This window comes from Enterobacter cancerogenus, from assembly GCF_019047785.1.
Taxonomy (GTDB): Bacteria; Pseudomonadota; Gammaproteobacteria; order Enterobacterales; family Enterobacteriaceae; genus Enterobacter; species Enterobacter cancerogenus.
In genome coordinates, this window is the sequence record NZ_CP077290.1 from 4426525 (window position 1) to 4449169 (window position 22645).

The 22645-nt window shown below is 55.6% G+C and carries 18 protein-coding genes; 15 read left to right on the plus strand and 3 right to left on the minus strand.

The window, feature by feature from the left end; genetic code table 11:
* Nucleotides 1-46: 46 nt before the first annotated feature.
* Complete coding sequence (yegD, locus tag I6L58_RS20900; protein ID WP_088208124.1) at nucleotides 47-1399, minus strand: molecular chaperone; 1353 nt, start codon at nucleotides 1397-1399, stop codon at nucleotides 47-49.
* 131 nt (nucleotides 1400-1530) lie between these two features.
* Between yegD and alkA the strand changes: the two genes are divergently transcribed.
* On the plus strand, nucleotides 1531-2403 hold the full coding sequence (gene alkA, locus I6L58_RS20905; protein ID WP_088208125.1) for a DNA-3-methyladenine glycosylase 2: 873 nt from the start codon (nucleotides 1531-1533) through the stop codon (nucleotides 2401-2403).
* Here the strand turns inward: alkA and I6L58_RS20910 are convergent.
* Nucleotides 2368-5697, minus strand: coding sequence for a diguanylate cyclase (locus I6L58_RS20910; protein ID WP_088208126.1), 3330 nt, complete (start codon nucleotides 5695-5697; stop codon nucleotides 2368-2370). The two genes, alkA and I6L58_RS20910, sit on opposite strands and share 36 nt — an antisense overlap.
* A 342-nt stretch (nucleotides 5698-6039) precedes the next feature.
* Here I6L58_RS20910 and udk point away from each other — a divergent pair, with 342 nt between their 5' ends.
* The 3 genes from udk (at nucleotide 6040) to asmA (ending at nucleotide 9226) form a co-directional block, all read left to right on the plus strand.
* On the plus strand, nucleotides 6040-6681 hold the full coding sequence (gene udk / locus I6L58_RS20915) for a uridine kinase (RefSeq protein WP_006176324.1): 642 nt from the start codon (nucleotides 6040-6042) through the stop codon (nucleotides 6679-6681).
* A gap of 90 nt (nucleotides 6682-6771) precedes the next feature.
* Entirely contained in the window at nucleotides 6772-7353 is a 582-nt protein-coding gene (gene dcd / locus I6L58_RS20920; RefSeq protein ID WP_006176323.1) for a dCTP deaminase, read from the plus strand.
* 22 nt (nucleotides 7354-7375) lie between these two features.
* Nucleotides 7376-9226 (plus strand): outer membrane assembly protein AsmA, encoded by a 1851-nt coding sequence (asmA, locus tag I6L58_RS20925; protein ID WP_088208127.1) that lies wholly within the window; start codon nucleotides 7376-7378, stop codon nucleotides 9224-9226.
* A 90-nt stretch (nucleotides 9227-9316) separates the two neighbouring features.
* Here the strand turns inward: asmA and I6L58_RS20930 are convergent, their stop codons facing one another.
* Nucleotides 9317-10900, minus strand: coding sequence for a TerC family protein (locus I6L58_RS20930; protein ID WP_006176320.1), 1584 nt, complete (start codon nucleotides 10898-10900; stop codon nucleotides 9317-9319).
* Between the two features lie 694 nt (nucleotides 10901-11594).
* Between I6L58_RS20930 and I6L58_RS20935 the strand changes: the two genes are divergently transcribed.
* The 11 genes from I6L58_RS20935 to fcl all read left to right on the plus strand — a co-directional run bounded on the left by I6L58_RS20935 (nucleotide 11595) and on the right by fcl (nucleotide 22643).
* On the plus strand, nucleotides 11595-12734 hold the full coding sequence (locus I6L58_RS20935; protein WP_006176318.1) for a polysaccharide export protein: 1140 nt from the start codon (nucleotides 11595-11597) through the stop codon (nucleotides 12732-12734).
* A gap of 6 nt (nucleotides 12735-12740) precedes the next feature.
* A complete protein-coding gene (wzb, locus tag I6L58_RS20940; RefSeq protein WP_006176317.1) occupies nucleotides 12741-13184 on the plus strand; it encodes a low molecular weight protein-tyrosine-phosphatase Wzb in 444 nt (147 codons plus the stop codon).
* A gap of 2 nt (nucleotides 13185-13186) precedes the next feature.
* Complete coding sequence (gene wzc / locus I6L58_RS20945; protein ID WP_006176316.1) at nucleotides 13187-15349, plus strand: tyrosine-protein kinase Wzc; 2163 nt, start codon at nucleotides 13187-13189, stop codon at nucleotides 15347-15349.
* A gap of 106 nt (nucleotides 15350-15455) precedes the next feature.
* The gene (wcaA, locus tag I6L58_RS20950; RefSeq protein WP_006176315.1) at nucleotides 15456-16298 is read left to right on the plus strand and encodes a colanic acid biosynthesis glycosyltransferase WcaA; all 843 of its coding nucleotides are present in this window, start codon (nucleotides 15456-15458) and stop codon (nucleotides 16296-16298) included.
* Nucleotides 16298-16789, plus strand: coding sequence for a colanic acid biosynthesis acetyltransferase WcaB (wcaB, locus tag I6L58_RS20955; RefSeq protein WP_042320603.1), 492 nt, complete (start codon nucleotides 16298-16300; stop codon nucleotides 16787-16789). The genes wcaA and wcaB overlap by 1 nt, the downstream gene beginning before the upstream one ends.
* Entirely contained in the window at nucleotides 16786-18003 is a 1218-nt protein-coding gene (wcaC, locus tag I6L58_RS20960) for a colanic acid biosynthesis glycosyltransferase WcaC (protein ID WP_088208128.1), read from the plus strand. Before wcaB ends, wcaC begins: the two co-directional genes overlap by 4 nt.
* Nucleotides 17978-19198 carry a colanic acid polymerase WcaD gene (gene wcaD / locus I6L58_RS20965; protein ID WP_088208129.1) on the plus strand — a complete coding sequence of 407 codons (1221 nt, stop codon included), beginning with the start codon at nucleotides 17978-17980 and terminating at the stop codon, nucleotides 19196-19198. The genes wcaC and wcaD overlap by 26 nt, the downstream gene beginning before the upstream one ends.
* A gap of 16 nt (nucleotides 19199-19214) precedes the next feature.
* Nucleotides 19215-19961 (plus strand): colanic acid biosynthesis glycosyltransferase WcaE, encoded by a 747-nt coding sequence (gene wcaE / locus I6L58_RS20970; RefSeq protein ID WP_088208130.1) that lies wholly within the window; start codon nucleotides 19215-19217, stop codon nucleotides 19959-19961.
* 16 nt (nucleotides 19962-19977) lie between these two features.
* Nucleotides 19978-20532 carry a colanic acid biosynthesis acetyltransferase WcaF gene (gene wcaF / locus I6L58_RS20975; RefSeq protein WP_088208131.1) on the plus strand — a complete coding sequence of 185 codons (555 nt, stop codon included), beginning with the start codon at nucleotides 19978-19980 and terminating at the stop codon, nucleotides 20530-20532.
* Nucleotides 20533-20553: 21 nt separating this feature from the next.
* Nucleotides 20554-21675, plus strand: a complete 1122-nt coding sequence (gene gmd / locus I6L58_RS20980; protein ID WP_088208132.1) for a GDP-mannose 4,6-dehydratase — start codon at nucleotides 20554-20556, stop codon at nucleotides 21673-21675.
* A 2-nt stretch (nucleotides 21676-21677) separates the two neighbouring features.
* On the plus strand, nucleotides 21678-22643 hold the full coding sequence (fcl, locus tag I6L58_RS20985; protein WP_058609783.1) for a GDP-L-fucose synthase: 966 nt from the start codon (nucleotides 21678-21680) through the stop codon (nucleotides 22641-22643).
* Nucleotides 22644-22645 lie beyond the last annotated feature (2 nt).

A 22645-nucleotide genomic window follows, 5' to 3' on the forward strand; every position in this document is an offset into this window, starting at 1 on the left:
TCCCACTGGGAGAGGGCCGGGATGAGGGCACCAGGCCACACCCGTGTTAGCTAAACATCACCTGCGCCCAGCGCGCCAGCCCTGCGGTTACGGAGCCAAAATCATCGCCACCGGCAATCGGTATGCCCGGCAGTTGTGCCGCCAGCGCTTTCTTAATCAGCGGCGAACGGGCGCTACCCCCGGTTAAATAGATCACGTCCGGCTGCTCTTTTCCGTTATCCAGCGCCAGCTGCACCTGTTCGAGAATACGCTGCAGCGGCTGTGACAGGGCCGTTTCAAGCCCTTCCTGCGAGATAATCGTTGCCAGTTCGTCGCTGATAAACGGCAGGGTGACCGCATGTTCCGGGCGATCTGAGAGCGCAATTTTGCTCTCTTCGGCGGTGCGCACCACGCGGTAGCTCAGGCGCTGACGCCAGACCTTGTGGAGCAGCGCGACTTTGTCGGCATCCTGCGCATCGCGTATCAGATCGTTGAGAAAACGACCGTTTGCGGTGCTGTAAAAATCACTCTGCGCAGGCACATCGTTGATCGCAATGGCGTTCCACCACGGCAGAACCGGCAGGGCGATCCCTTTTTCGGTTTGTCCGCCCATGCCCAGCAGCGGCATCAGGCTCTTAAAGGCGAGGGCAATATCCAGATCGTTACCGCCAACGCGGCAGCCGCTGTGCCCCAGCAGGCTGTTTTCACGATCGCGACGCTGATGCCATTGCGGCCCCATCAGCAGCAGCGAGCAGTCCGTCGTTCCGCCGCCGATATCCACCACCAGCACACGTTTTTCTGCCGTCAACGTGGCTTCAAAATCCAGTCCCGCCGCTACCGGCTCGTACTGGAACACCACGTCGCGAAAACCTGCACGGTGCGCCGCGCGCGCCAGAATACCCTGCGCCTGCTGGTTGGCGTCATCGCCCCCCAGGCCCTGGAAGTTTATCGGACGGCCAATCACCGCCTGGTCGATGGTTTCCGTGACCTGCGTTTGTGCCTGATTGCGGATGTGCAGCATCATGGCGCAGACCAGATCCTCAAACAACGCGACCTGCTGCGGCTTCAGGCCGCTGGCCCCGAGGAATGACTTCGGTGATTTAACGAAGTAAACCTCCTCCGGATCCTCAATGTACTGCCCGAGCGACGACAGGCCGAACTGTACGCTGGCAGGCGTAACGTCGATGTCCTCTTCGCGGTTATAGCTCACGGCGCGGCGCAGCAGAGCCTGCGTTTCCGCCGCGGTGGCCGGAACCTGGTGATGGCGGAAAAGCCATTCGCTTACCGCCTCACGGGTTGGCGCGCAGAGCATTGACGGCAGCAGCGTGCTCTCTTTTTCCATTTTCAGGAGCTGTGGTTGCCCGTTGTGCATCACCGCAACCGAGCAGTTGGCCGTACCGTAATCGAATCCAATAAACACGTAGAAATCCCCATGCCGGTGAGAAGGGGCGAGACTTTAACGAAATGTCTCTTCCGCGACAACTGGAATATGAAAGCAAGGCGAAACAAGGCCTTTCGGTTTATGCTGAGGAGAACATGACAGGAGCAACGATGTTTACCTTGAACTGGCAACCCCCCTACGACTGGCAGTGGATGTTTGGCTTTCTGAGCGCGCGTGCCGTGACGGGCGTGGAAACCGTGACCGAGGACGACTACGAGCGCAGTTTTGCCTGTGACGGGCACCGGGGCATTTTTCGCGTCACACCAGACCTTGCCTCCCACACCCTCAACGTCACGCTCAGCCCGGGCCTGATGCCGGTGGCGGCAGGCTGTCTGGACCGCATCGCACGGCTGTTCGATCTTGACTGCGATCCGCAGCAGATTGCCCGGACGCTCGGCGAGTTGGGTGCTGCGCGGCCCGGGCTGCGTTTACCTGGCGCAATGGATGCTTACGAGCAGGGCGTGCGGGCGATCCTCGGGCAACTGGTGAGCGTGGCGATGGCAGCGAAACTTACCGGACGGGTGGTGGCGCTGTACGGTGAGGCGGTTGAAGATGCGCCGGATTATCTCTGTTTCCCCACCCCGCAGGCGCTGGCCGCCGCCGATCCGCTGGCATTGAAAGCGCTCGGGATGCCGGTAAAAAGGGCGGAATCGTTGATTCATCTCGCCCGGTCGGTGGTGGACGGTGACTTTCCTCTCGTTCCGCCGGTGGACATCGACGCGGGCATGAAAGCGTTGCAGCAGCGGCCCGGCATTGGCCGCTGGACGGCAAACTATTTAGCCCTGCGGGGATGGCAGGCCAAAGATGTGTTTTTGCCGGATGATTATCTGATTAAACAGCGCTTCGCTGGCATGACGCCCGCGCAAATCCGCCGTTACGCCGAACGCTGGCAGCCGTGGCGCTCCTATGCGCTGTTGCACATCTGGTATACCGACGGCTGGACGCCCTCAGTTGATGGCGAAATAGCTGGTGTTGAGCAGTAGTTCCAGCGGCTGCGGTTCGCCGATGGTGTCGCCATAGATAAAGTCGATGCCGATGCCCGAGAGGGTATCCATCATGATTGGTTGGTTGCAGGGGCCTGCCAGGGTTTTCATTCCCAGCCGCTGGGCGTGGCCCTGAATGATGGTCACCATCATTTCATCCATCAGGTTTCCGTGAACGTTTGACACCACGTCCGGGTCGAGCATCAGATAGTCGGCCATGTTAGCGCTGAGATGGCTAAAGAGGCTCATGTCGCGCCCCACCTGGCTTAACACCACCCGGCAACCTGCGTGTCGCAGTTTTTGCAGACCCTGCTGCAGGTTCTCATCCGTATTGCGCAGCACCTCTGCGGAGATAATCAGGTGCAGCAGGCGGCCCGGGAATGGGCCTTTCTCCAGCAGTTCAATCAGCTCGTCTACCAGGGTGACGCTGGATAACCCGGCTTGCGAAAGCGGTAGCGCAACCCCCATCCCTTTGGCCGCTACCTGGGCAGCGTACGCGCGGAAGAACTCGCTGAAGATACGCCGGTCGAGGGCGTGAAGCAGCTCAGGCTCGGCGAGACCAGAGCGGAACGCCTGCTCCTCCTGTACTTCACCCTGGCTGGTCCACAGGCGCAGCGAGATGAGCCAGAAGTTGCTGCTCTCCGGTATGCGCGGGGAGGCAACGCTGCGGGCAATCATCAGCAGGTGATTGTCCTTGATCATATGCCACTGCTCATCGAGCGACATCATGCTGCGCGCGCTGTGGATCCGCTCCTGCTGCGGTTCGTAAACCGTCACCACGCCACGCCCGCTGTTTTTAGAGGCATAGCAGGCGATATCGGCCTGGGACATCACCTCTGCCGCCTGATGGTTGGTCTCATCAATCAGGGTAATGCCCGCGCTGGCGCCGATACGGTGCAGGCGGCCTTCCCACATAAAGTGATAGTTATTGATGGCGTGGATCAGCCGCCCGGTAATGTAGCGTGCGCTTTCGATATTACAGTCCTGTAGCAGCAGACCAAACTCATCGCCCCCCAGACGGGCAAGAACGTCGCTGGAGCGAAGCATGGTCAGCATCAATGATGACAGCTCACGAAGCAGGGCGTCGCCCGCGGCATGGCCTGCGGTATCGTTGACGGCTTTGAAGCGGTCAAGATCGATGAAAATCAGGGCATGGCGCTGGCGCGTCTCCTGCACGGTCTGGATCAGGCGCTTAAGATGGGTTTCGAAACTGACGCGGTTAGCCAGATGCGTGAGCGCGTCATGGGAGGCGCTGTAGCTCAGCTGGCGCAGCATTTTGCGTGATTCGGTCACATCCTGAATAACCAGCACCGAGCCAATGGCCTGCCCGTCCAGCGTGCTGAGGGGCGTGATGCTGTAGTGGATGTCGAAGCTGCCGCCGTTGCGGCAGTTGAGTACCACGTCCTGCTCGATATCGGAACGGGACATATCGCCGCTGTGGATGTTTTCCATCAGCGGGCCTTTCTCACCGAAGGTGATGTGCAGCACGTTCAGAATCGGCTGCCCGATGGCCTCGGACTGGGGCCAGCCGCTCATCTTCTCGGCCACCGGGTTCATAAAGGTCACGTTCATGTCGACGTCGGTGCAGAGCACGGCCTCGCCGATGGAGTCGAGCGTAATGTGCAGACGCTCTTTTTCCTGGAACAGCGCCTCGTTAAGCTGCTTGACCTCGGTCATGTCCATGTTAACGCCGAGCAGACGCTCCACTTCACCCTGCTTGTTCAGTACCCGGTTGGCCAGGGAGCGAATATGGCGCACCCCCTCTTTGACACGAATACGGAATTCGAGCTTAAACGGCATGCGCGCCTTCAGGGAGTCGCGGATCACCTGTTCCGCATGGGCGCGGTCCTCAGGCACAATCGACGCATTCCACAGTTGCCAGGTGGGCTTGATGTGGGGCGGGATCTCATACAGTTCGAACATCCGCTTATCCCAGCTGATGACGTCCGGCTGCAAATCCCATTCCCAGATCCCAATTCCGCCCGCTTCATTCGCCAGGGTAATACGCTCCATCAGGCGCTTATTGACCCATTCGGTATGCTTGAGATCGTTAATGTCTTCAATCTGGGCGATAAAGTAGAGCGGGGTGCCGTCGGCGTGGCGTACGACAGAGACGGCAAGTAGCGCCCAGACCACTTCCCCGTCGCGGGTGTAGTAACGCTTCTCGAGGCTGTAGTTGTTGATATCCCCGTTGACCAGCTGATCGAGCTGTTCGATATCAGAGTGTAAATCCTCCGGCCAGGTGAGCTGCTGGAACGTCATCGACTGAAGCTCCGTCTGGCTGTAGCCGAGAAAGTTGCACAGCGCCTTGTTGGCCTGCAGCCACTGGCCGTCGATGCCCACCAGCGCCATGCCGATGGCGGAGTACTCCATTGCATTGCGAAAACGTTCTTCACTCTCGGTAATGTGCTTGCGCTCGGCGCGGAAGGCATACATCACCATTGTCATCACGTTGGCAGGCAGTAACATCATCAGAAACGGCAGCCACGGCGCGTTGAGCATGGCGCTGGCGTTCGGCGTTGCTACCGGGGTGGGGTTTTGCGCCATCATCAGGGAGACCATCATGACGGTGACCAGGAATACCAGAAACGCTTCCACGCGCGGAAGGCGGACCGCGCTCCACATCAGCAGGACAATCACACAGGTAAAGGGCCACGGCAGCCAGTTCATGGCAGCCCAGCTCAGAACCAGCGTTACCGCCATGGTGACCAGAGTTTCCAGCAGCAGCTGCGGGTCGCGGTGGCGCAGGAGATAGTGCGGTTTGAACAGCAGCCCTAATGGCACCAGCGCCAGCGCGCCGATTGATTCGGAAACCACCCACACCAGAAAATTACGCAGCGGCTCAGGTCCGGGCGCCAGAAAATGGATTAACACGCCCCCTGTCAGCGGCGGGATCAGGGCGCTGCCTATCGCCAGACGCACCCAGTCATTCAAGTTTTGTAGCGGGTTATACCATGGCAGCAGCTTACGCAGCAGCAGTGCGCCGATGCAGGCCTCAATAATATTGACGGAGGTATAAATGAAGCTAACGGATCCCCACGAAAAGAGCATCCATGAGGCCAGGACATTCCCGAATGAACAGGCGAGGGCAATACCCGGCCACATCTTCCCGGCATGACGATAAAACGCCACCGTCATAATAGAGGTAGGGAACCATAACGGCGCGAGCAGGGTGCCGAAACGGGTGAGTTCCAGGGAAAATAGGGTAAAAATAAACGTGACCAGACCCAGACAGACAAGTCGCAGTAAAGGATGTTGGGTGGTAATCAAAACCCGCTGGTATTGTTTATTCATTACCGCTTTATCCCGAGACGCCAGGTCGCCAGGAGCGATGTCCGGACGCGAGAAATTAAGAATTTGGTTTATGCTAGTACAAACAATTTACAATTCATATGCTGACTGCTCAGATTTTGACATCATAGACTTATTAAATAGTTACTCGCCAAAAAATTCCCGTTAAACGACCAAAAAGTGGTCATTTAAATTTCACTCAGGGAGAAAAAGCGACTTTGGAGGCTCTCTCGCATTACCTGCGGTTTCGACTGGTATCACGCCTGCGAAATCCCTATAATTGCCGCGTTTGACGCTCCGGCGTCGTCCTTCCTTAACATCCAGGTTAATCAGGTCGCTAAATTTATGACTGATAAGTCTCATCAGTGCGTCATTATAGGCATCGCCGGCGCATCGGCTTCAGGTAAAAGTCTTATTGCCAGTACGCTGTATCGCGAACTGCGTGAACAGGTTGGTGATGAGCATATCGGCGTCATTCCCGAAGATTGCTATTACAAAGATCAATCCCATCTGTCGATGGAAGAGCGCGTAAAGACTAATTACGACCACCCTAATGCCATGGATCACAGCCTGCTGTTCCAGCACTTAGAAGCGCTGAAAAGCGGCAAGGCTATTGAATTGCCTGTTTACAGCTACGTAGAACATACCCGCTTAAAAGAGACCGTTCGCATTGAGCCGAAGAAGGTCATCATCCTTGAAGGGATCCTGCTGTTAACGGACGCGCGGCTGCGCGAGTCGATGAACTTCTCTATTTTTGTCGATACCCCGCTGGACATCTGCCTGATGCGCCGTATTAAGCGTGACGTCAACGAGCGCGGGCGTTCTATGGACTCCGTGATGGCACAGTATCAGAAAACCGTGCGTCCAATGTTCCTGCAGTTTATCGACCCATCCAAGCAATACGCCGATATTATCGTGCCTCGTGGCGGTAAAAACCGTATTGCCATTGATATCTTAAAAGCGAAAATCAGTCAGTTTTTTGAATAAGCCGCGCGAATTGTGTACCGTTCAGAGATAACCTGGTTTGCCCTGAGCCGATAGCGCCTCAGGGTACGATGCACGAAAGGAGAAAGTGCCATGCGTCTTTGTGACCGCGATATAGAAGCCTGGCTGGATGAAGGCCGCCTGTCTATCACCCCGCGTCCGCCAGTTGAGCGCATTAACGGCGTGACGGTCGATGTGCGTCTGGGGAATAAGTTTCGCACCTTTAGCGGCCATACGGCGCCGTTTATCGACCTGAGCGGGCCGAAAGACGAGGTGAGCGCGGCGCTGGACCGCGTGATGAGCGACGAAATTGTCCTCGACGAGGGTGAGGCGTTTTATCTGCATCCGGGTGAACTGGCGCTGGCCGTGACGTTTGAATCAGTCACGCTGCCTGCCGATCTGGTGGGCTGGCTCGATGGCCGCTCCTCGCTGGCGCGTCTGGGTTTGATGGTGCACGTAACGGCGCACCGCATCGATCCGGGCTGGTCAGGCCGTATTGTGCTGGAGTTCTTCAATGCGGGTAAACTCCCGCTCGCGCTGCGTCCGGGCATGATGATCGGTGCGCTGAGCTTTGAACCGCTGACAGGCCCGGCGGATCGTCCTTATAATCGCCGTCAGGATGCAAAATATCGCGACCAGCAGGGTGCGGTTGCCAGTCGTATTGATAAAGACTGATTGTTAGACCATTGAGGATGCCATGAGAAGAGTTCTGACAACGCTGATGATTTTGCTGGTGGTTCTGGTTGCTGGCCTTTCGGCGTTGGTACTGCTGGTTAACCCGAATGACTTCCGTGCCTATATGGTGCGTCAGGTCGAAGCGCGCAGTGGTTACGAACTTAAGCTGGACGGGCCGCTGCGCTGGCACGTCTGGCCGCAGCTGAGCATTCTCTCCGGGCGCATGTCGCTGACTGCGCCAGGGGCATCACAGCCGTTGGTGGCGGCCGACAACATGCGACTTGATGTCGCGCTGATCCCGCTTTTCTCCCATCAGCTTCAGGTTGATCGGGTGATGCTGAAAGGGGCGGTGATCCAGCTTACGCCGCAAAGCGAAGCGGTCCGTCAGCCTGACGCGCCGGTTGCCCCGCACGAAAATACCTTGCCCGACGTGCCGTCCGATGCCGGCTGGTCGTTTGACATCGCCAACCTGAAAATTGCCGACAGCGTGCTGGTTTTCCAGCATGAAGATGATGAGCAGGTTACCGTGCGCAATATCAGCCTGACGATGGAGCAGGACGCGAACCACATTGCGACCATGGCGTTTTCCGGGCGTATCAACCGCGACCAGCGCGATCTGACGTTGTCGATGGATGCCAACGTAAATGCGTCGGACTATCCGCACCAGTTGACTGCCGATATCCGCCAGCTGAACTGGCAACTCACCGGCGCCGACCTGCCGACCAAAGGCATTGCCGGCCAGGGGACCTTGCAGGCCATCTGGCAGGAAGAACACAAACAGCTGCAGCTCAATAACCTTAACCTGCAGGCCAATGACAGCAGCATGAAAGGGCAGGCGAGCGTGACCCTGGCTGAGGAGCCGAAGTGGGTTCTGGATTTGCAGTTTGACACGCTGAATCTTGAAAACCTGCTTCCAACACAGCCCGCCAGCACGGCTGATGACGGTGCGGCGCAAAACGCTCAGAGCCAGGCGATGAAGCCGCGGCCAGTGATTTCATCTAATCTCGATCAGCCTGACTATAACGGCCTGCGCGGTTTTACCGCCGATATTCTGCTAAAAGCTAACCGGCTTCGCTGGCGCGGCATTGAGTTTACCGACGTCAGTAGCCAGATGTTCAATCACAATGGATTGCTGGTCATCTCCGAGCTGGGCGGCAATATGGGGGCAGGACATGTGTCGCTGCCGGGTACGCTGGATGTGCGTAAAGACACGGCCAGCGCCGCGTTCCAGCCGCGCCTGGATAATGTCGAAATCGGCACCATTCTGAACGCCTTTAACTACCCGATTTCGCTGACCGGACAGATGTCGCTGGCGGGGGATTTCGCCGGCACGAAAATTGACGCCGACGCGTTCCGCCATAACTGGCAGGGCCAGGCGCACGTTGAGCTGAAAGACACCCGCATGGAAGGCCTCAACTTCCAGCAACTGGTCCAGCAGGCGGTTGAGCGCAGCAGTAACGTTAAGGCGAATGAAAACTACGACAGCGCGACACGTCTTGATAACTTCACAAGCGATCTGACCCTGGATAACGGGCAGCTGTCGCTGAATGAGATGCAGGGCACCTCGTCGATGCTGGCGCTCACCGGTGAGGGCAAGATGGATCTGGTGAAAGAGACGGCTGACACCCGGTTTAACGTCCGCGTGCTCTCCGGCTGGGAAGGCGAGGGTGAACTGATTGATTTCCTCAAAGCGACGCCAGTCCCACTGCACGTCTACGGAAAATGGCAGGCGCTAAATTACAGCCTGCAGGTTGATCAAATTCTGCGTAAGCACCTTCAGGATGAAGCCAAACGTCGGCTGAACGACTGGGCGGATCGCAACAAGGATTCGCAAAACGGTAAGGACGTGAAAAAGCTGTTAGATAAGCTTTGAGAGTGTTAGTGCCGGGTGGCGGCTACGCCTTACCCGGCCTGTAAAATCCGTAAATCGCAGGCCGGGTAAGCGAAACGCTATCCGGCTTTTTTATACCTCAAAATCCAGCTCATCCTCGCTACGTAGCGGTATCAGCTGCACCTTCTGCACGCGATGGCTTTCAACCTGAAGCGTTTTGATCAAGTAATCTCCTACCTGCACCTCTTCGCCTGGCGTCGGAATGCGCTGGAGATACTCCATCAACAATCCTGCAATGGTGTGGTATTCACGCTTCTCATCCAGCGGCAGCGGAACAAACTGCACCAGGTCCTCAAGCGGCATATGGCCGTTTGCCGTCCAGGTGCCGTCGGCATTCTTCTGGATATCGTGACGCGCATCGATTTCATCCACTTCGTTAGGCAGATTGCCGGCGATCGTTTCCATCACGTCGCTCAGCGTCACTAAACCTTCAACGGACCCAAACTCATCCACCACAAAGGCAAAGTGAGTGCGCGCGTTGCGGAACTGCTCAAGGGCGGACAGTAACGGCAGCGCCTCCGGGAACACCAGCGGCTGGCGGACCAGCACACGCAGGTTGAGCGGCTCGCCGTGCAGTTGCTGTTGCAGCAGGTCGATGATGTGTACCACGCCGAGCAGCTCTTCTTCCTCGTCGCCCCCGGTCACCACCACGCGGGTGTGCTGGTTTTTATCCAGCAGGGCGCGGATCTGCTCTTCCGGGGCCGTCAGGTCGACATGTTCGATGTCATGACGGGAGGTCATGATGCTGCTGACCGAGCGCTGGTTAAGGTTCAGCACGCGCTCAATCATGCGCCGTTCCTGCGGGTTAAAGATCTGCCCGTCGCTGTGGTCGGCAAGCAGCGCGGCGGACTCGGCGTCCAGTTCTGCATCCTCTTTTCGTCCGCTGAGCAGGCGCATCACCGTATCGGCGGTGCGCTGACGCAGGGTCTGATTAGCGGAGAGAAAGCGGCGACGGTTGAAAATCGCCAGCTGGTTAAGGGATTCGATCATCACCGAGAACCCAATTGCGGCGTACAGATACCCCTTCGGAATATGGAAGCCAAAGCCGTCGGCCACCAGGCTAAAGCCGATCATCAGCAGGAAGCTCAGGCAGAGAATAACGATGGTCGGGTGGCTGTTCACAAAGCGGGTCAGCGCCTTGCTTGCCATGATCATCAGCGTAATAGCAATGATTACGGCGGCCATCATCACCGCGAGGTGGTCTACCATGCCGACGGCGGTAATGACCGAGTCCAGCGAGAAGACGGCATCCAGCACCACGATTTGCGCCACCACCGGCCAGAATTTTGCCCCGCGACGCTGGGTCGGGTTGTCATGGTCTTTCCCTTCAAGCCGCTCGTTAAGCTCGACGGTGGCTTTGAACAGCAGGAACAGCCCGCCGAATAGCATGATCAGATCGCGGGCGCTGAAGCTCAGGCCGTAAACCGTAAACAGCGGCGTGGTGAGAGTGACCAGCCAGGAGATGGAGGCCAGCAGCAGCAAACGCATCACCATCGCCAGCACCAGCCCCGTGACGCGCGCACGGTCGCGCTGCGAAGGCGGTAATTTTTCGGCAAGGATGGCGATAAAGACCAGATTATCAATACCGAGCACTAATTCGATGACGACCAGCGTAACCAGCCCGGCCCAGATTGACGGATCGGCAATCCATTCCATAGTAATAGCAATACCTTCTGTTATATGACTAATGTCACATTGCGATCATGGATAAAGCTGACCAAAAATGCAATGGCAGGCTGAGATTTCTCTTAATCGATAACCAAAAAAATGAACAACATGCGGGAGGGTGTAAATAAGTGTAGTGCGGGGTTTTGATTATCGGAGACGTTATTTAGGATATATCGCACTGAGTGGTTTTATTCGATATTTTGTCAATATAAAGAAATTCCTAAAACCTTAAAAATTTGCTCTTAATATTAATCTTAAAAACTGTTATTCAGACGGTTGTCTCCTTGCCTGCTATTAGGTTAGCTGCAACAATTCTCCCAGCATCAAATGTTAAAACTTCTTGCTGCTATTTTTGTTTCGGTATTCAGGGAATGGAAATGTTTATCCGTCATAGGTTTTTCATGACCGATATATTTTCCCTGAAGCCATGTCCAAGAGGGTGTCTATCCATAACATATTGTTTAGTCAGTGGATTGGTAACTGAAAGCCAAGGGCGGTAGCGTGCCTGAAGGCGTGTAAAACAGCCTCAATTATTCTGTCAATAGCCAATGGATGAATACGGTTTTTTTAGGACAGATGCCAGTTATATTTCAAATTGATTAACTGCATGCTGAATGCCAAAACGACCCGCGCTTATTTAATTTGCACAGGATAATTACTCTGCCAAAGTGATAAATAATCAATGATGAAATCCAAAATGAAATTGATGCCATTATTGGTGTCTGTGACCTTGATGAGTGGTTGCACGGTCTTTCCCGGCAGCAATATGTCCACATCGGGCAAGGATGTGATTAAACAACAGGATGCCGATTTCGATCTCGACAAAATGGTCAATGTTTATCCCCTGACCCCGCGTCTGGTCGAACAATTACGTCCGCGTCCGAATGTTGCCCAGCCGAATATGTCTCTGGACCAGGAAATCGCCAATTATGAGTATCGCGTGGGGCCGGGTGACGTGATTAGCGTTACCGTCTGGGATCACCCTGAACTCACCACCCCGGCGGGCCAGTACCGCAGCTCAAGCGATACCGGGAACTGGGTCCAGTCCGATGGCACCATGTTCTATCCGTACATTGGCAAAGTGCATGTTGTCGGCAAAACGCTTGCCGAGATCCGTAGTGATATTACCAGCCGCTTAGCGCAGTACATTGCTGACCCGCAGGTGGACGTTAATATCGCCGCATTCCGCTCGCAGAAAGCCTACATCTCCGGCCAGGTGAACAAATCCGGCCAGCAGGCCATCACCAACGTGCCGCTCACCGTTCTGGATGCCATCAATGCTGCGGGCGGCTTAACCGATGGTGCCGACTGGCGCAACGTCGTGCTGACCCACGAAGGCAAAGAGCAGCGCATTTCGCTGCAGGCGCTGATGCAAAACGGCGACCTGACCCAGAACCGCCTGCTTTATCCGGGCGATATTCTGTACGTGCCGCGTAACGACGATCTGAAAGTCTTCGTCATGGGTGAAGTGAAGAAACAGAGCACCCTCAAAATGGACTTCAGCGGCATGACCCTGACCGAAGCGCTGGGCAATGCGGAAGGCATCGATCTGACCTCCTCCAACGCCAGCGGCATCTTCGTGATCCGTCCGCTGAAAGGCGAGGGCAGCGCGAAAGGCAAGATTGCCAATATCTACCAGCTGGATATGTCCGATGCGACATCGCTGGTCATGGCCACCGAGTTCCGCCTCCAGCCATACGATGTGGTCTATGTCACCACCGCGCCGGTTGCCCGCTGGAACCGTCTGATCAACCAGTTGCTGCCAACCATCAGTGGCGTTCGCTACATGACGGATACGGCGCGCGACATTCACACCTGGTAATCCGCGATGTTTAACAAAATTTTAGTGGTGTGTGTGGGGAACATTTGCCGTTCCCCCACGGCTGAACGCCTGCTGAAACAGTATCAGCCTGATCTCACGGTGGAGTCCGCAGGGCTGGGTGCGCTGGTCGGTAAAGGGGCCGACGAACGTGCCACCCACGTTGCCCTGGATCATAACCTCTCCCTCGACGGGCATATCGCCCGTCAGGTCACGGGCCGGATGTGCCGCGAGTATGACCTGATCCTCGCGATGGAAAAACGCCATATTCATGCGCTGTGCGACATCGCCCCGGAGATGCGCGGCAAGGTGATGCTGTTTGGTCACTGGGACAATGAACGCGAGATCCCCGATCCGTATCGCAAGAGCCGTGAGGCATTTGAGGCGGTGTACACCTTACTTGACCAGTCTGCCCGTCAGTGGGCGCAGGCACTGAAAGCTCAGCAGGGATAACAATGACAGAAAAAACAAAAACATCTGCCGCCCCGATCTCGGGTAGTGATGAAATTGATATTGGTCGTCTTGTCGGCACCGTGGTTGAAGCGAAGTGGTGGGTGCTCGGCATCACCGCCGTGTTCGCCGTTGGGGCGTTTATCTATACGCTGTTTGCGACGCCAATCTACAGCGCCGACGCGCTGGTTCAGATTGAACAGAATACCGGCAACTCGCTGGTACAGGACATCGGCTCCGCGCTGGCAAATAAGCCACCGGCGTCGGATGCGGAAATTCAGCTGATCCAGTCGCGTCTTGTACTCGGCAAAACGGTGCACGATTTGGGGCTGGATATTTCGGTCACTAAAAACACCTTCCCGGTGTTTGGCGCAGGCTGGGATCGCCTGATGGGCCGCAGCAATGATACGGTAAAAGTCACCGACTTCGTGCTGCCGAAAGGGGCCGGAGATCAAACCTTCACCCTGGAGGTTCTCGGGCCAAACCAGTATCAGCTTACCAGTGACGCCGGTTTTAGCGCGCGCGGTGAAGTCGGGAAGATGCTCTCCAAAGACGGCGTCAGCATGATGGTCAGCGCCATTCACGCGCAGGAAGGCGGTGAGTTCACGGTCACCAAATTCTCCACGCTCGGGATGATTAATAACCTGCAAAACAACCTGACCGTGACCGAAAACGGCAAGGACACCGGCGTTCTGAGCATGACCTTTACCGGTGAAGATAAAGATCAGATCCGCGACATCCTCAACAGCATCACCCGCAACTACCTTGAGCAGAACGTTGAGCGCAAGTCGGCGGAAGCAGCAAAAAGTCTGGCTTTCCTCGCTAAACAGCTGCCGGAAGTGCGTTCGCGCCTGGATGACGCCGAGAACAAGCTGAACGCTTATCGTCAGGATAAAGACTCCGTCGACCTGCCGCTGGAAGCGAAATCGGTGCTGGATTCGATGGTTAACATCGACGCGCAGCTCAACGAGCTGACCTTCAAAGAGGCGGAAATCTCCAAGCTTTATACCAAACGCCACCCGGCCTACCGCACGCTGCTGGAAAAACGCCGCACCCTGGAAGACGAGAAGGCGAAGCTGAATAACCGCGTCACCGCAATGCCAAAAACCCAGCAGGAGATTGTGCGTCTGACCCGCGACGTGGAATCTGGCCAGCAGGTGTACATGCAACTGCTGAATAAACAGCAGGAGCTGAAGATCACCGAAGCCAGTACCGTTGGCGACGTGCGCATCGTTGACCCGGCCATCACGCAGCCTGGCGTGCTGAAGCCGAAGAAGGCGCTGATTATTCTCGGCAGCATTATTCTCGGCCTGATGCTCTCTATCGTGGGCGTGCTGCTGCGCTCCTTGTTCAACCGCGGTATCGAAAGCCCGCAGGTGCTGGAAGAAAATGGCATCAGCGTTTACGCCAGCATCCCGCTCTCTGAGTGGCAGAAATCGCGCGACAGCGTGAAAACCGTCAAGGGCGTGAAGCGTTACAAGCAGAGCCAGCTGCTGGCCGTGGGTAACCCGACCGACCTCGCGATTGAAGCCGTGCGCAGCCTGCGTACCAGCCTTCACTTCGCCATGATGCAGGCTAAAAACAACGTCCTGATGATGACCGGGGTCAGCCCGTCGATTGGTAAAACGTTCGTCTGTGCCAACCTCGCGGCGGTGGTGAGCCAGACCAATAAACGCGTGCTGCTGATCGACTGCGATATGCGTAAGGGCTACACCCACGAGCTGCTGGGGACCAACAACGTCAACGGTCTGTCTGAAATCCTGCTCGGCAAAGGGGAGATCGCCGATAGTGCGAAACCGACCTCGATTCCGAAGTTTGACCTGATCCCACGCGGCCAGGTACCGCCTAACCCGTCTGAACTGCTGATGAGCGAGCGCTTTACCCAGCTTATCGAGTGGGCGAGCAAGCACTACGACCTGGTACTGATCGATACCCCGCCAATCCTCGCCGTGACCGATGCCGCAGTGGTGGGTCGCCATGCGGGGACCACGCTGATGGTGGCGCGCTACGCGGTGAACACGCTCAAGGAAGTGGAAACCAGCCTGAGCCGCTTCGAGCAGAACGGCATTGAGGTGAAAGGGGTGATCCTCAACTCCATCTTCCGCCGCGCGACCGGGTATCAGGATTACGGCTATTACGAGTACGAATATAAGTCTGACAGTAAATAACCAGTTTCCCTCACCCTGACCCTCTCCCTGAGGGAGAGGGAATGTTATCCCCCTCTTCTTTGGGAGAGGGCGGGGGTGAGGGCATCGAATTTATCCGGGGAAGACCATGACCACACAACGCCCTTTGATTTCTATCTATATGCCGACATGGAATCGTCAGCAGCTGGCGATCCGCGCGATTAAATCGGTCCTGCGTCAGGATTACGATAACTGGGAACTGATCATCGTCGATGACTGTTCCTCCTCGTTTGAGCAACTGCAAAAATTTGTTGAAGACCTGAACGACCCGCGCGTGATGTACACGCATAACCCCATCAATTCCGGGGCGTGTGCGGTGCGTAATCAGGCGATTATGCAGGCGAAAGGGCAGTATCTGACCGGGATCGACGATGATGACGAATGGACGCCAAACCGACTGTCGATCTTCCTGTCACACAAAGCGCAACTGGTGACGCACGCGTTCCTGTATGCCAACGACTATGTTTGCCAGGGCGAAGTTTATTCGCAGCCGGCGAGCCTGCCGCTGTACCCGAAATCACCGTACTCCCGTCGCCTGTTTTACAAGCGCAACATTATCGGTAATCAGGTGTTTACCTGGGCACAACGCTTTAAAGCCTGTCTGTTTGATACCGAACTGAAGGCCGCGCAGGACTACGACATTTTCCTGCGGATGGTGGTGGAGTACGGCGAGCCGTGGAAGGTGGAAGAGGCCACGCAGATCCTGCACATCAATCATGGCGAGATGCAAATCACCTCGTCGCCAAAGAAATTCTCGGGCTATTTCCACTTTTACCGCAAGCACAAAGAAAAATTCGACCGTGCCAGCCGTAAGTATCAGCTTTTTACCCTCTACCAGATCCGCAACAAGCGCATGAACTGGCGCACGCTGCTCACGCTGCTTTCCGTACGTAACGGCAAGCGTCTGGCCGATGGACTTCGGGGGAAATAATGTTTCTGGAAGATTGCCGCGCAAACGGCTGGAGCCTGCGCCCGTGCTGCATGGTGCTTGCCTACCGCATCGCGCATTTTTGCTCGGTGTGGCGCAAAAAAAATGTGCTCAACAATCTTTGGGCGGCACCGGTGCTGGTGCTGTACCGCATCATCACTGAATGTTTCTTCGGCTATGAAATTCAGGCTGCGGCCACCATTGGCCGTCGCTTTACCATTCATCATGGCTATGCGGTGGTGATCAATAAGTTCGTGGTGGCAGGGGATGATTTCACCATCCGTCACGCGGTCACTATTGGCAATCGCGGGCCGGAAAGCCTGGCCTGCCCGGTCATCGGCAATAACGTCGAGCTGGGCGCTAACGTGGTGATGATTGGTGATATTACCGTGGGCAATAACGTCACCATTGGTGCCGGTAGCGTGGTGCTGGACAGCATCCCGGACAACGCGCTGGTGGTCGGTGAGAAAGCCCGCGTGAAGGTGATCAAATGAATATTTTGCAATTTAACGTGCGCCTGGCGGAAGGCGGCGCGGCAGGCGTGGCGCTGGATCTGCACCAGCGCGCGCTGGAAAAAGGGCTACAGTCCCGTTTCGTCTACGGTTACGGCAAGGGCGGCAAGAAAAGCGTCAGCCACGATAACTATCCGCACGTTCTGAAGCAGACGCCGCGCCTGACGTCGGTGGCGAACATTGCGCTGTTCCGCCTGTTTAACCGCGATCTGTTTGGCAATCTGAATAATCTCTATCGCACCGTGACCCGTACCTCCGGGCCGGTTGTTCTGCATTTTCACGTCCTGCACAGTTACTGGCTGAACCTGGAAGAGGTGGTAGCGTTTTGCGAAAACGTGCAGGCCCACAAGCCGGACACGCGATTCGTCTGGACGCTGCACGATCACTGGAGCGTGACCGGGCGCTGCGCGTTTACCGACGGCTGCGAAGGCTGGAAAACCGACTGCCAGAAATGCCCGACCCTGAGTAACTATCCGCCGGTTAAAGTGGATCGCGCGCACCAGTTAGTTGAGGGCAAGCGCCAGCTGTTCCGCGCCATGCTTTCGCTCGGCTGCATCTTTATCTCGCCAAGCCAGCACGTCGCGGATGCGTTCAACAGCCTGTACGGGGCAGGGCAGTGCAAGATCGTCAACAACGGGATCGACGTGGCAACGGAAGAGATCCTGGCCGAACTAACGCCGGTTGCCGTAACGGCAGGTCAGCCGAAAATTGCCGTGGTGGCGCACGATCTGCGTTACGACGGCAAAACCAACCAGCAGCTGGTGCGTGACATTATGGCGCTGGGGAACAAGATTGAGCTGCACACCTTCGGCAAGTTCTCCCCGTTTGAGGGGCCGAATGTGATTAACCACGGATTTGAAACCGACAAACGCAAACTGATGAGTGCGCTCAACGGTATGGACGCCCTGGTGTTTAGTTCCCGCGTGGACAACTACCCGCTGATCCTGTGCGAAGCGCTCTCTATCGGCGTGCCGGTGATTGCCACCCACAGCGACGCCGCGCGCGAAGTGCTGGATAAATCGGGCGGAAAGACCTTTGCAGAGAGTGAGGTTCTGCCTCTGGTGCAGTTGCCGAAGGCGGAGATTGCACAGGCCGTTTTTGGCACTGACCTGGAATCGTTCCGCAACCGCAGCCGCAAGGCCTACAGTGGACAACAGATGCTGGAGGAGTATGTCTCGTTCTATCAGAATCTGTAGTTATCTGCTGCTGCCGCTGATCTACCTGCTGGTCAACGTTAAGATTGCCCAGCTGGGAGAGAGCTTCCCGATCACTATCGTCACCTTCTTGCCGGTCCTGCTTTTGCTCTACGTTGAGAAAATCAGCCTCAAGAAACTGATGATTGCGCTGGGGCTGGGGTTTGGCTTAACGGCCTTTAACTACCTGTTTGGTCAGTCACTGGATGCCAGCAAATACGTCACCTCTACGATGCTGTTTGTGTATATCGTCATTATTATTGGCATGGTGTGGAGTATTCGCTTTAAAACTATTTCTCCGCACAATTATAGGAAAATCCTCAGGTTCTTTTATATTGTCGTCGGGCTGGTTGTTATGCTTGCGGCCATGGAGATGGCGCAAATTATTTTGACCGGCGGCAGTAGCCTGATGGAAATAATTTCGAAATATCTCATTTACAGTAACAGCTATGTACTGAACTTTATTAAGTTTGGTGGTAAACGTACCACTGCCCTCTATTTTGAACCCGCGTTTTTTGCTCTGGCATTAATCTCAATTTGGCTCAGCATCAAACAGTTCGGTATCAAAACCCCTAAGACCGATGCTATGATTCTTGCAGGAATCGTTCTGTCCGGATCGTTCTCAGGGGTAATGACATTTATCCTGTTTTACCTGCTGGAGTGGGCGTTTCAGTATCTGAACAAAGAAGCGATTAAGAAAAAGCTGCCGCTGGCGATAATCTCCCTGACGGTATTTCTGGTGGGCGTAATATTTGCGTTTCCGTACATCTCCGAACGTCTTGGTGATTTGGGAACCGAAGGCTCGTCGTCCTATTATCGCATCATTGGTCCGCTGGTGATGGTGGGGTATTCATTAACCCACATTGATGGCGTAGTAAGATTCGGCTCACTTTACGAATATGTTGCATCATTCGGAATCTTTAACGGTGCGGACGTCGGAAAAACAATAGACAATGGCCTGTATCTGTTAATTATTTATTTTTCCTGGTTCGCCGTACTGTTGACGCTGTGGTATCTGTTTAAAGTTTTCAAAATGATGATCAACGCGTTTGGTGATAACCAGAACTTTCGCGTACAGCTTTATCTTTTTACGCCAGTGTCGCTGTTTTTTACGGGGTCAATATTTAGCCCGGAATATGCATTCTTGATTGTCTGTCCGTTTATTTTGCGCAAGGCGCTTAATATTACGCGCGTATGACGAAATGAGGTGATTTATGTTTCTTAGTGTGGTTACCGTCGCCTTTCGCAACTACGAAGGCGTGGTAAAAACCTGGCGCTCGCTGCGCAACCTGGCGCGCGATCCGAGTATCACCTTTGAGTGGATCGTGGTCGACGGCGGCTCGAATGACGGCACGGCGGAGTTTCTGGAAAAACTCAACGGTGAGTTCAACTTACGTTACATCAGCGAGAAAGATAAAGGCATCTACGACGCCATGAACAAGGGGATCGTCATGGCGCAAGGGCGCTATGCCATCTTCCTCAATTCCGGCGATACCTTCCACGATGATGTGGCGCTGTTTGCCCGTCAGCTGGCGCGTCAGAAAGAGGACGCGATGTTTATCGGCGATGCGCTGCTCGATTTCGGTGATGGTAACAGGGTACTGCGTAGCGCAAAACCGGGCTGGTATATCTATCACAGCCTGCCCGCCAGCCATCAGGCCATTTTCTACCCGGTCAGCGGGCTGAAAAAACAGCCTTATGATTTGCAGTATAAAGTGTCATCAGATTATGCCCTGACGGCCAGTTTGTATAAAGCCGGTTATCCGTTCCGTCGAATTAAAGGGCTGGTGTCTGAATTTTCGATGGGGGGCGTGTCAACCTCTAATAATCTGGAACTATGCCAGGACGCGAAAAACGTTCAGCGTAAAATATTACGCGTGCCGGGCTTCTGGGCAGAATTGTCTTATTTCTTCCGTCTTAAAACGACGGGTAAAGCGAAAGCCTTATATAACAAAGCCTGAAATATAAGGAAATGTAATGCAGGAACTTAACGGATTCTCCGTGCCGAAAGGTTTTCGGGGCGGGAACGGTATTAAGGTGCAGTTGTGGTGGGCGGTTCAGGCAACGTTATTTGCCTGGTCTCCGCAAATACTGTACCGCTGGCGAGCATTTTTATTGCGCCTGTTTGGTGCAAAAATCGGAAAAAACGTAGTCATTCGTCCATCGGTAAAAATTACGTACCCCTGGAAATTAACGCTTGGGGATTATGCCTGGGTCGGGGATGACGCGGTGCTATATACCCTTGGCGATATTACGATTGGTGCCAACTCGGTGATTTCACAGAAATGTTATTTGTGCACCGGCAGCCATGATTTTATGAGCCCGCATTTTGATATTACCGCCACGCCTGTTGTGATTGGCGAAAAATGCTGGCTGGCAACGGACGTTTTTGTTGCACCCGGTGTTTCTGTTGGCGACGGCACGGTTATTGGTGCCCGCAGCAGCGTTTTTAATTCGCTACCGGCAAATAAAATTTGCCGTGGCAATCCCGCAGTGGTGATACGCGAACGCGTTGAAACTGAAAAACTTTGATAAGTACAGAGGAATATAAACATGTCTAAAGTCGCTCTCATCACCGGCGTTACCGGACAGGATGGTTCTTACCTGGCAGAATTGCTGCTGGAAAAAGGTTATGAAGTTCACGGTATTAAACGTCGTGCATCGTCTTTCAACACCGAGCGTGTGGACCATATCTATCAGGATCCCCATGCCGCGAACCCGAAATTCCACCTGCACTACGGCGACCTGACCGATACCTCCAACCTGACCCGCATCCTGCAGGAAGTGCAGCCGGATGAAGTGTATAACCTGGGCGCGATGAGCCACGTCGCCGTTTCTTTCGAATCCCCGGAATACACCGCTGACGTTGATGCCATGGGGACCCTGCGTCTGCTGGAAGCGATTCGCTTCCTCGGCCTTGAGAAGAAAACCCGCTTCTATCAGGCGTCCACCTCTGAGCTGTACGGCCTGGTGCAGGAGATCCCGCAGAAAGAGACCACGCCGTTCTACCCTCGCTCACCGTATGCGGTGGCAAAACTGTACGCCTACTGGATCACCGTGAACTACCGTGAATCCTACGGCATGTACGCCTGTAACGGCATTCTGTTCAACCACGAATCTCCGCGCCGCGGCGAGACCTTCGTAACCCGCAAAATCACCCGCGCGATCGCCAACATCGCTCAGGGCCTGGAGTCTTGCCTGCACCTCGGCAACATGGATTCCCTGCGTGACTGGGGCCATGCGAAGGACTACGTGAAAATGCAGTGGATGATGCTGCAGCAGGACAAGCCAGAAGACTTCGTGATTGCGACCGGCGTGCAGTACTCCGTACGTCAGTTCGTGGAAATGGCCGCGGCACAGCTGGGCATCAAACTGCGCTTTGAAGGCACCGGCGTGGAAGAGAAGGGCATTGTGGTCTCCGTGACCGGCCATGACGCACCGGGCGTGAAGCCGGGCGACGTGATTGTCCAGGTTGACCCGCGTTACTTCCGTCCTGCGGAAGTGGAAACCCTGCTCGGCGACCCAACCAAAGCGCACGAAACCCTGGGCTGGAAACCAGAAACCACGCTGCAGGAGATGGTCTCTGAGATGGTGGCTAAAGATCTTGAAGCGGCGAAAAAACACTCTCTGCTGAAGTCCCATGGCTACGAGGTTGCCATCGCGCTGGAGTCCTGAGAATGACCAAACAACGTATTTTTGTCGCCGGTCATCGCGGAATGGTGGGTTCCGCGATTGTCCGACAGCTTGAACAGCGCGGCGACGTCGAGGTGATTGTCCGCACGCGCGACGAGCTGAACCTGCTCGACAGCCGCGCAGTGCAGACGTTCTTTGAGAACGAACGCATTGACCAGGTGTATCTGGCGGCGGCAAAGGTGGGCGGTATCGTCGCCAACAACACCTACCCGGCGGATTTCATTTACGAAAACATGATGATTGAGAGCAACATCATTCACGCGGCGCACCTGCACAACGTGAACAAGCTGTTGTTCCTCGGTTCATCCTGTATTTACCCGAAAATGGCGAAGCAGCCGATCGCCGAGAGCGAACTGCTGCAGGGGACGCTGGAAGCGACCAACGAGCCGTACGCGATTGCCAAAATTGCCGGGATTAAGCTGTGTGAGTCCTACAACCGTCAGTACAACCGCGACTATCGCTCGGTGATGCCGACCAACCTGTACGGGCCGCACGATAACTTCCACCCGAGCAACTCGCACGTGATCCCGGCGCTGCTGCGCCGCTTCCACGAGGCGACCGCCGAGAATGCACCGGATGTGGTGGTGTGGGGGAGCGGCACGCCGATGCGTGAGTTCCTGCACGTGGACGACATGGCTGCGGCCAGCATTCACGTTATGGAGTTGGATCGCGAGGTCTGGCAGGAAAACACCGAGCCAATGCTGTCGCACATCAACGTTGGCACCGGCGTGGACTGCACGATCCGCGAGCTGGCGCAGACCATCGCGCAGGTGGTGGGCTACAGAGGCCGCGTGGTGTTTGACGCCACGAAACCGGACGGTACGCCGCGCAAGCTGCTCGACGTGACCCGCCTGCATCAGCTGGGCTGGTATCACGAGGTGTCACTGGAGCAGGGGCTGGCAAGCACCTACCAGTGGTTCCTTGAAAATCAGCACCGCTTCCGGGGGTAACC

Coding starts and splice junctions, on each gene's coding strand:
- alkA (WP_088208125.1), top strand. CDS start 1,531: ATGTTTACCTTGAACTGGCAACCCCCCTACGACTGGCAGTGGATGTTT.
- I6L58_RS20910 (WP_088208126.1), bottom strand. CDS start 5,697: ATGAATAAACAATACCAGCGGGTTTTGATTACCACCCAACATCCTTTA.
- udk (WP_006176324.1), top strand. CDS start 6,040: ATGACTGATAAGTCTCATCAGTGCGTCATTATAGGCATCGCCGGCGCA.
- dcd (WP_006176323.1), top strand. CDS start 6,772: ATGCGTCTTTGTGACCGCGATATAGAAGCCTGGCTGGATGAAGGCCGC.
- asmA (WP_088208127.1), top strand. CDS start 7,376: ATGAGAAGAGTTCTGACAACGCTGATGATTTTGCTGGTGGTTCTGGTT.
- I6L58_RS20930 (WP_006176320.1), bottom strand. CDS start 10,900: ATGGAATGGATTGCCGATCCGTCAATCTGGGCCGGGCTGGTTACGCTG.
- I6L58_RS20935 (WP_006176318.1), top strand. CDS start 11,595: ATGATGAAATCCAAAATGAAATTGATGCCATTATTGGTGTCTGTGACC.
- wzb (WP_006176317.1), top strand. CDS start 12,741: ATGTTTAACAAAATTTTAGTGGTGTGTGTGGGGAACATTTGCCGTTCC.
- wzc (WP_006176316.1), top strand. CDS start 13,187: ATGACAGAAAAAACAAAAACATCTGCCGCCCCGATCTCGGGTAGTGAT.
- wcaA (WP_006176315.1), top strand. CDS start 15,456: ATGACCACACAACGCCCTTTGATTTCTATCTATATGCCGACATGGAAT.
- wcaB (WP_042320603.1), top strand. CDS start 16,298: ATGTTTCTGGAAGATTGCCGCGCAAACGGCTGGAGCCTGCGCCCGTGC.
- wcaC (WP_088208128.1), top strand. CDS start 16,786: ATGAATATTTTGCAATTTAACGTGCGCCTGGCGGAAGGCGGCGCGGCA.
- wcaD (WP_088208129.1), top strand. CDS start 17,978: ATGTCTCGTTCTATCAGAATCTGTAGTTATCTGCTGCTGCCGCTGATC.
- wcaE (WP_088208130.1), top strand. CDS start 19,215: ATGTTTCTTAGTGTGGTTACCGTCGCCTTTCGCAACTACGAAGGCGTG.
- wcaF (WP_088208131.1), top strand. CDS start 19,978: ATGCAGGAACTTAACGGATTCTCCGTGCCGAAAGGTTTTCGGGGCGGG.
- gmd (WP_088208132.1), top strand. CDS start 20,554: ATGTCTAAAGTCGCTCTCATCACCGGCGTTACCGGACAGGATGGTTCT.
- fcl (WP_058609783.1), top strand. CDS start 21,678: ATGACCAAACAACGTATTTTTGTCGCCGGTCATCGCGGAATGGTGGGT.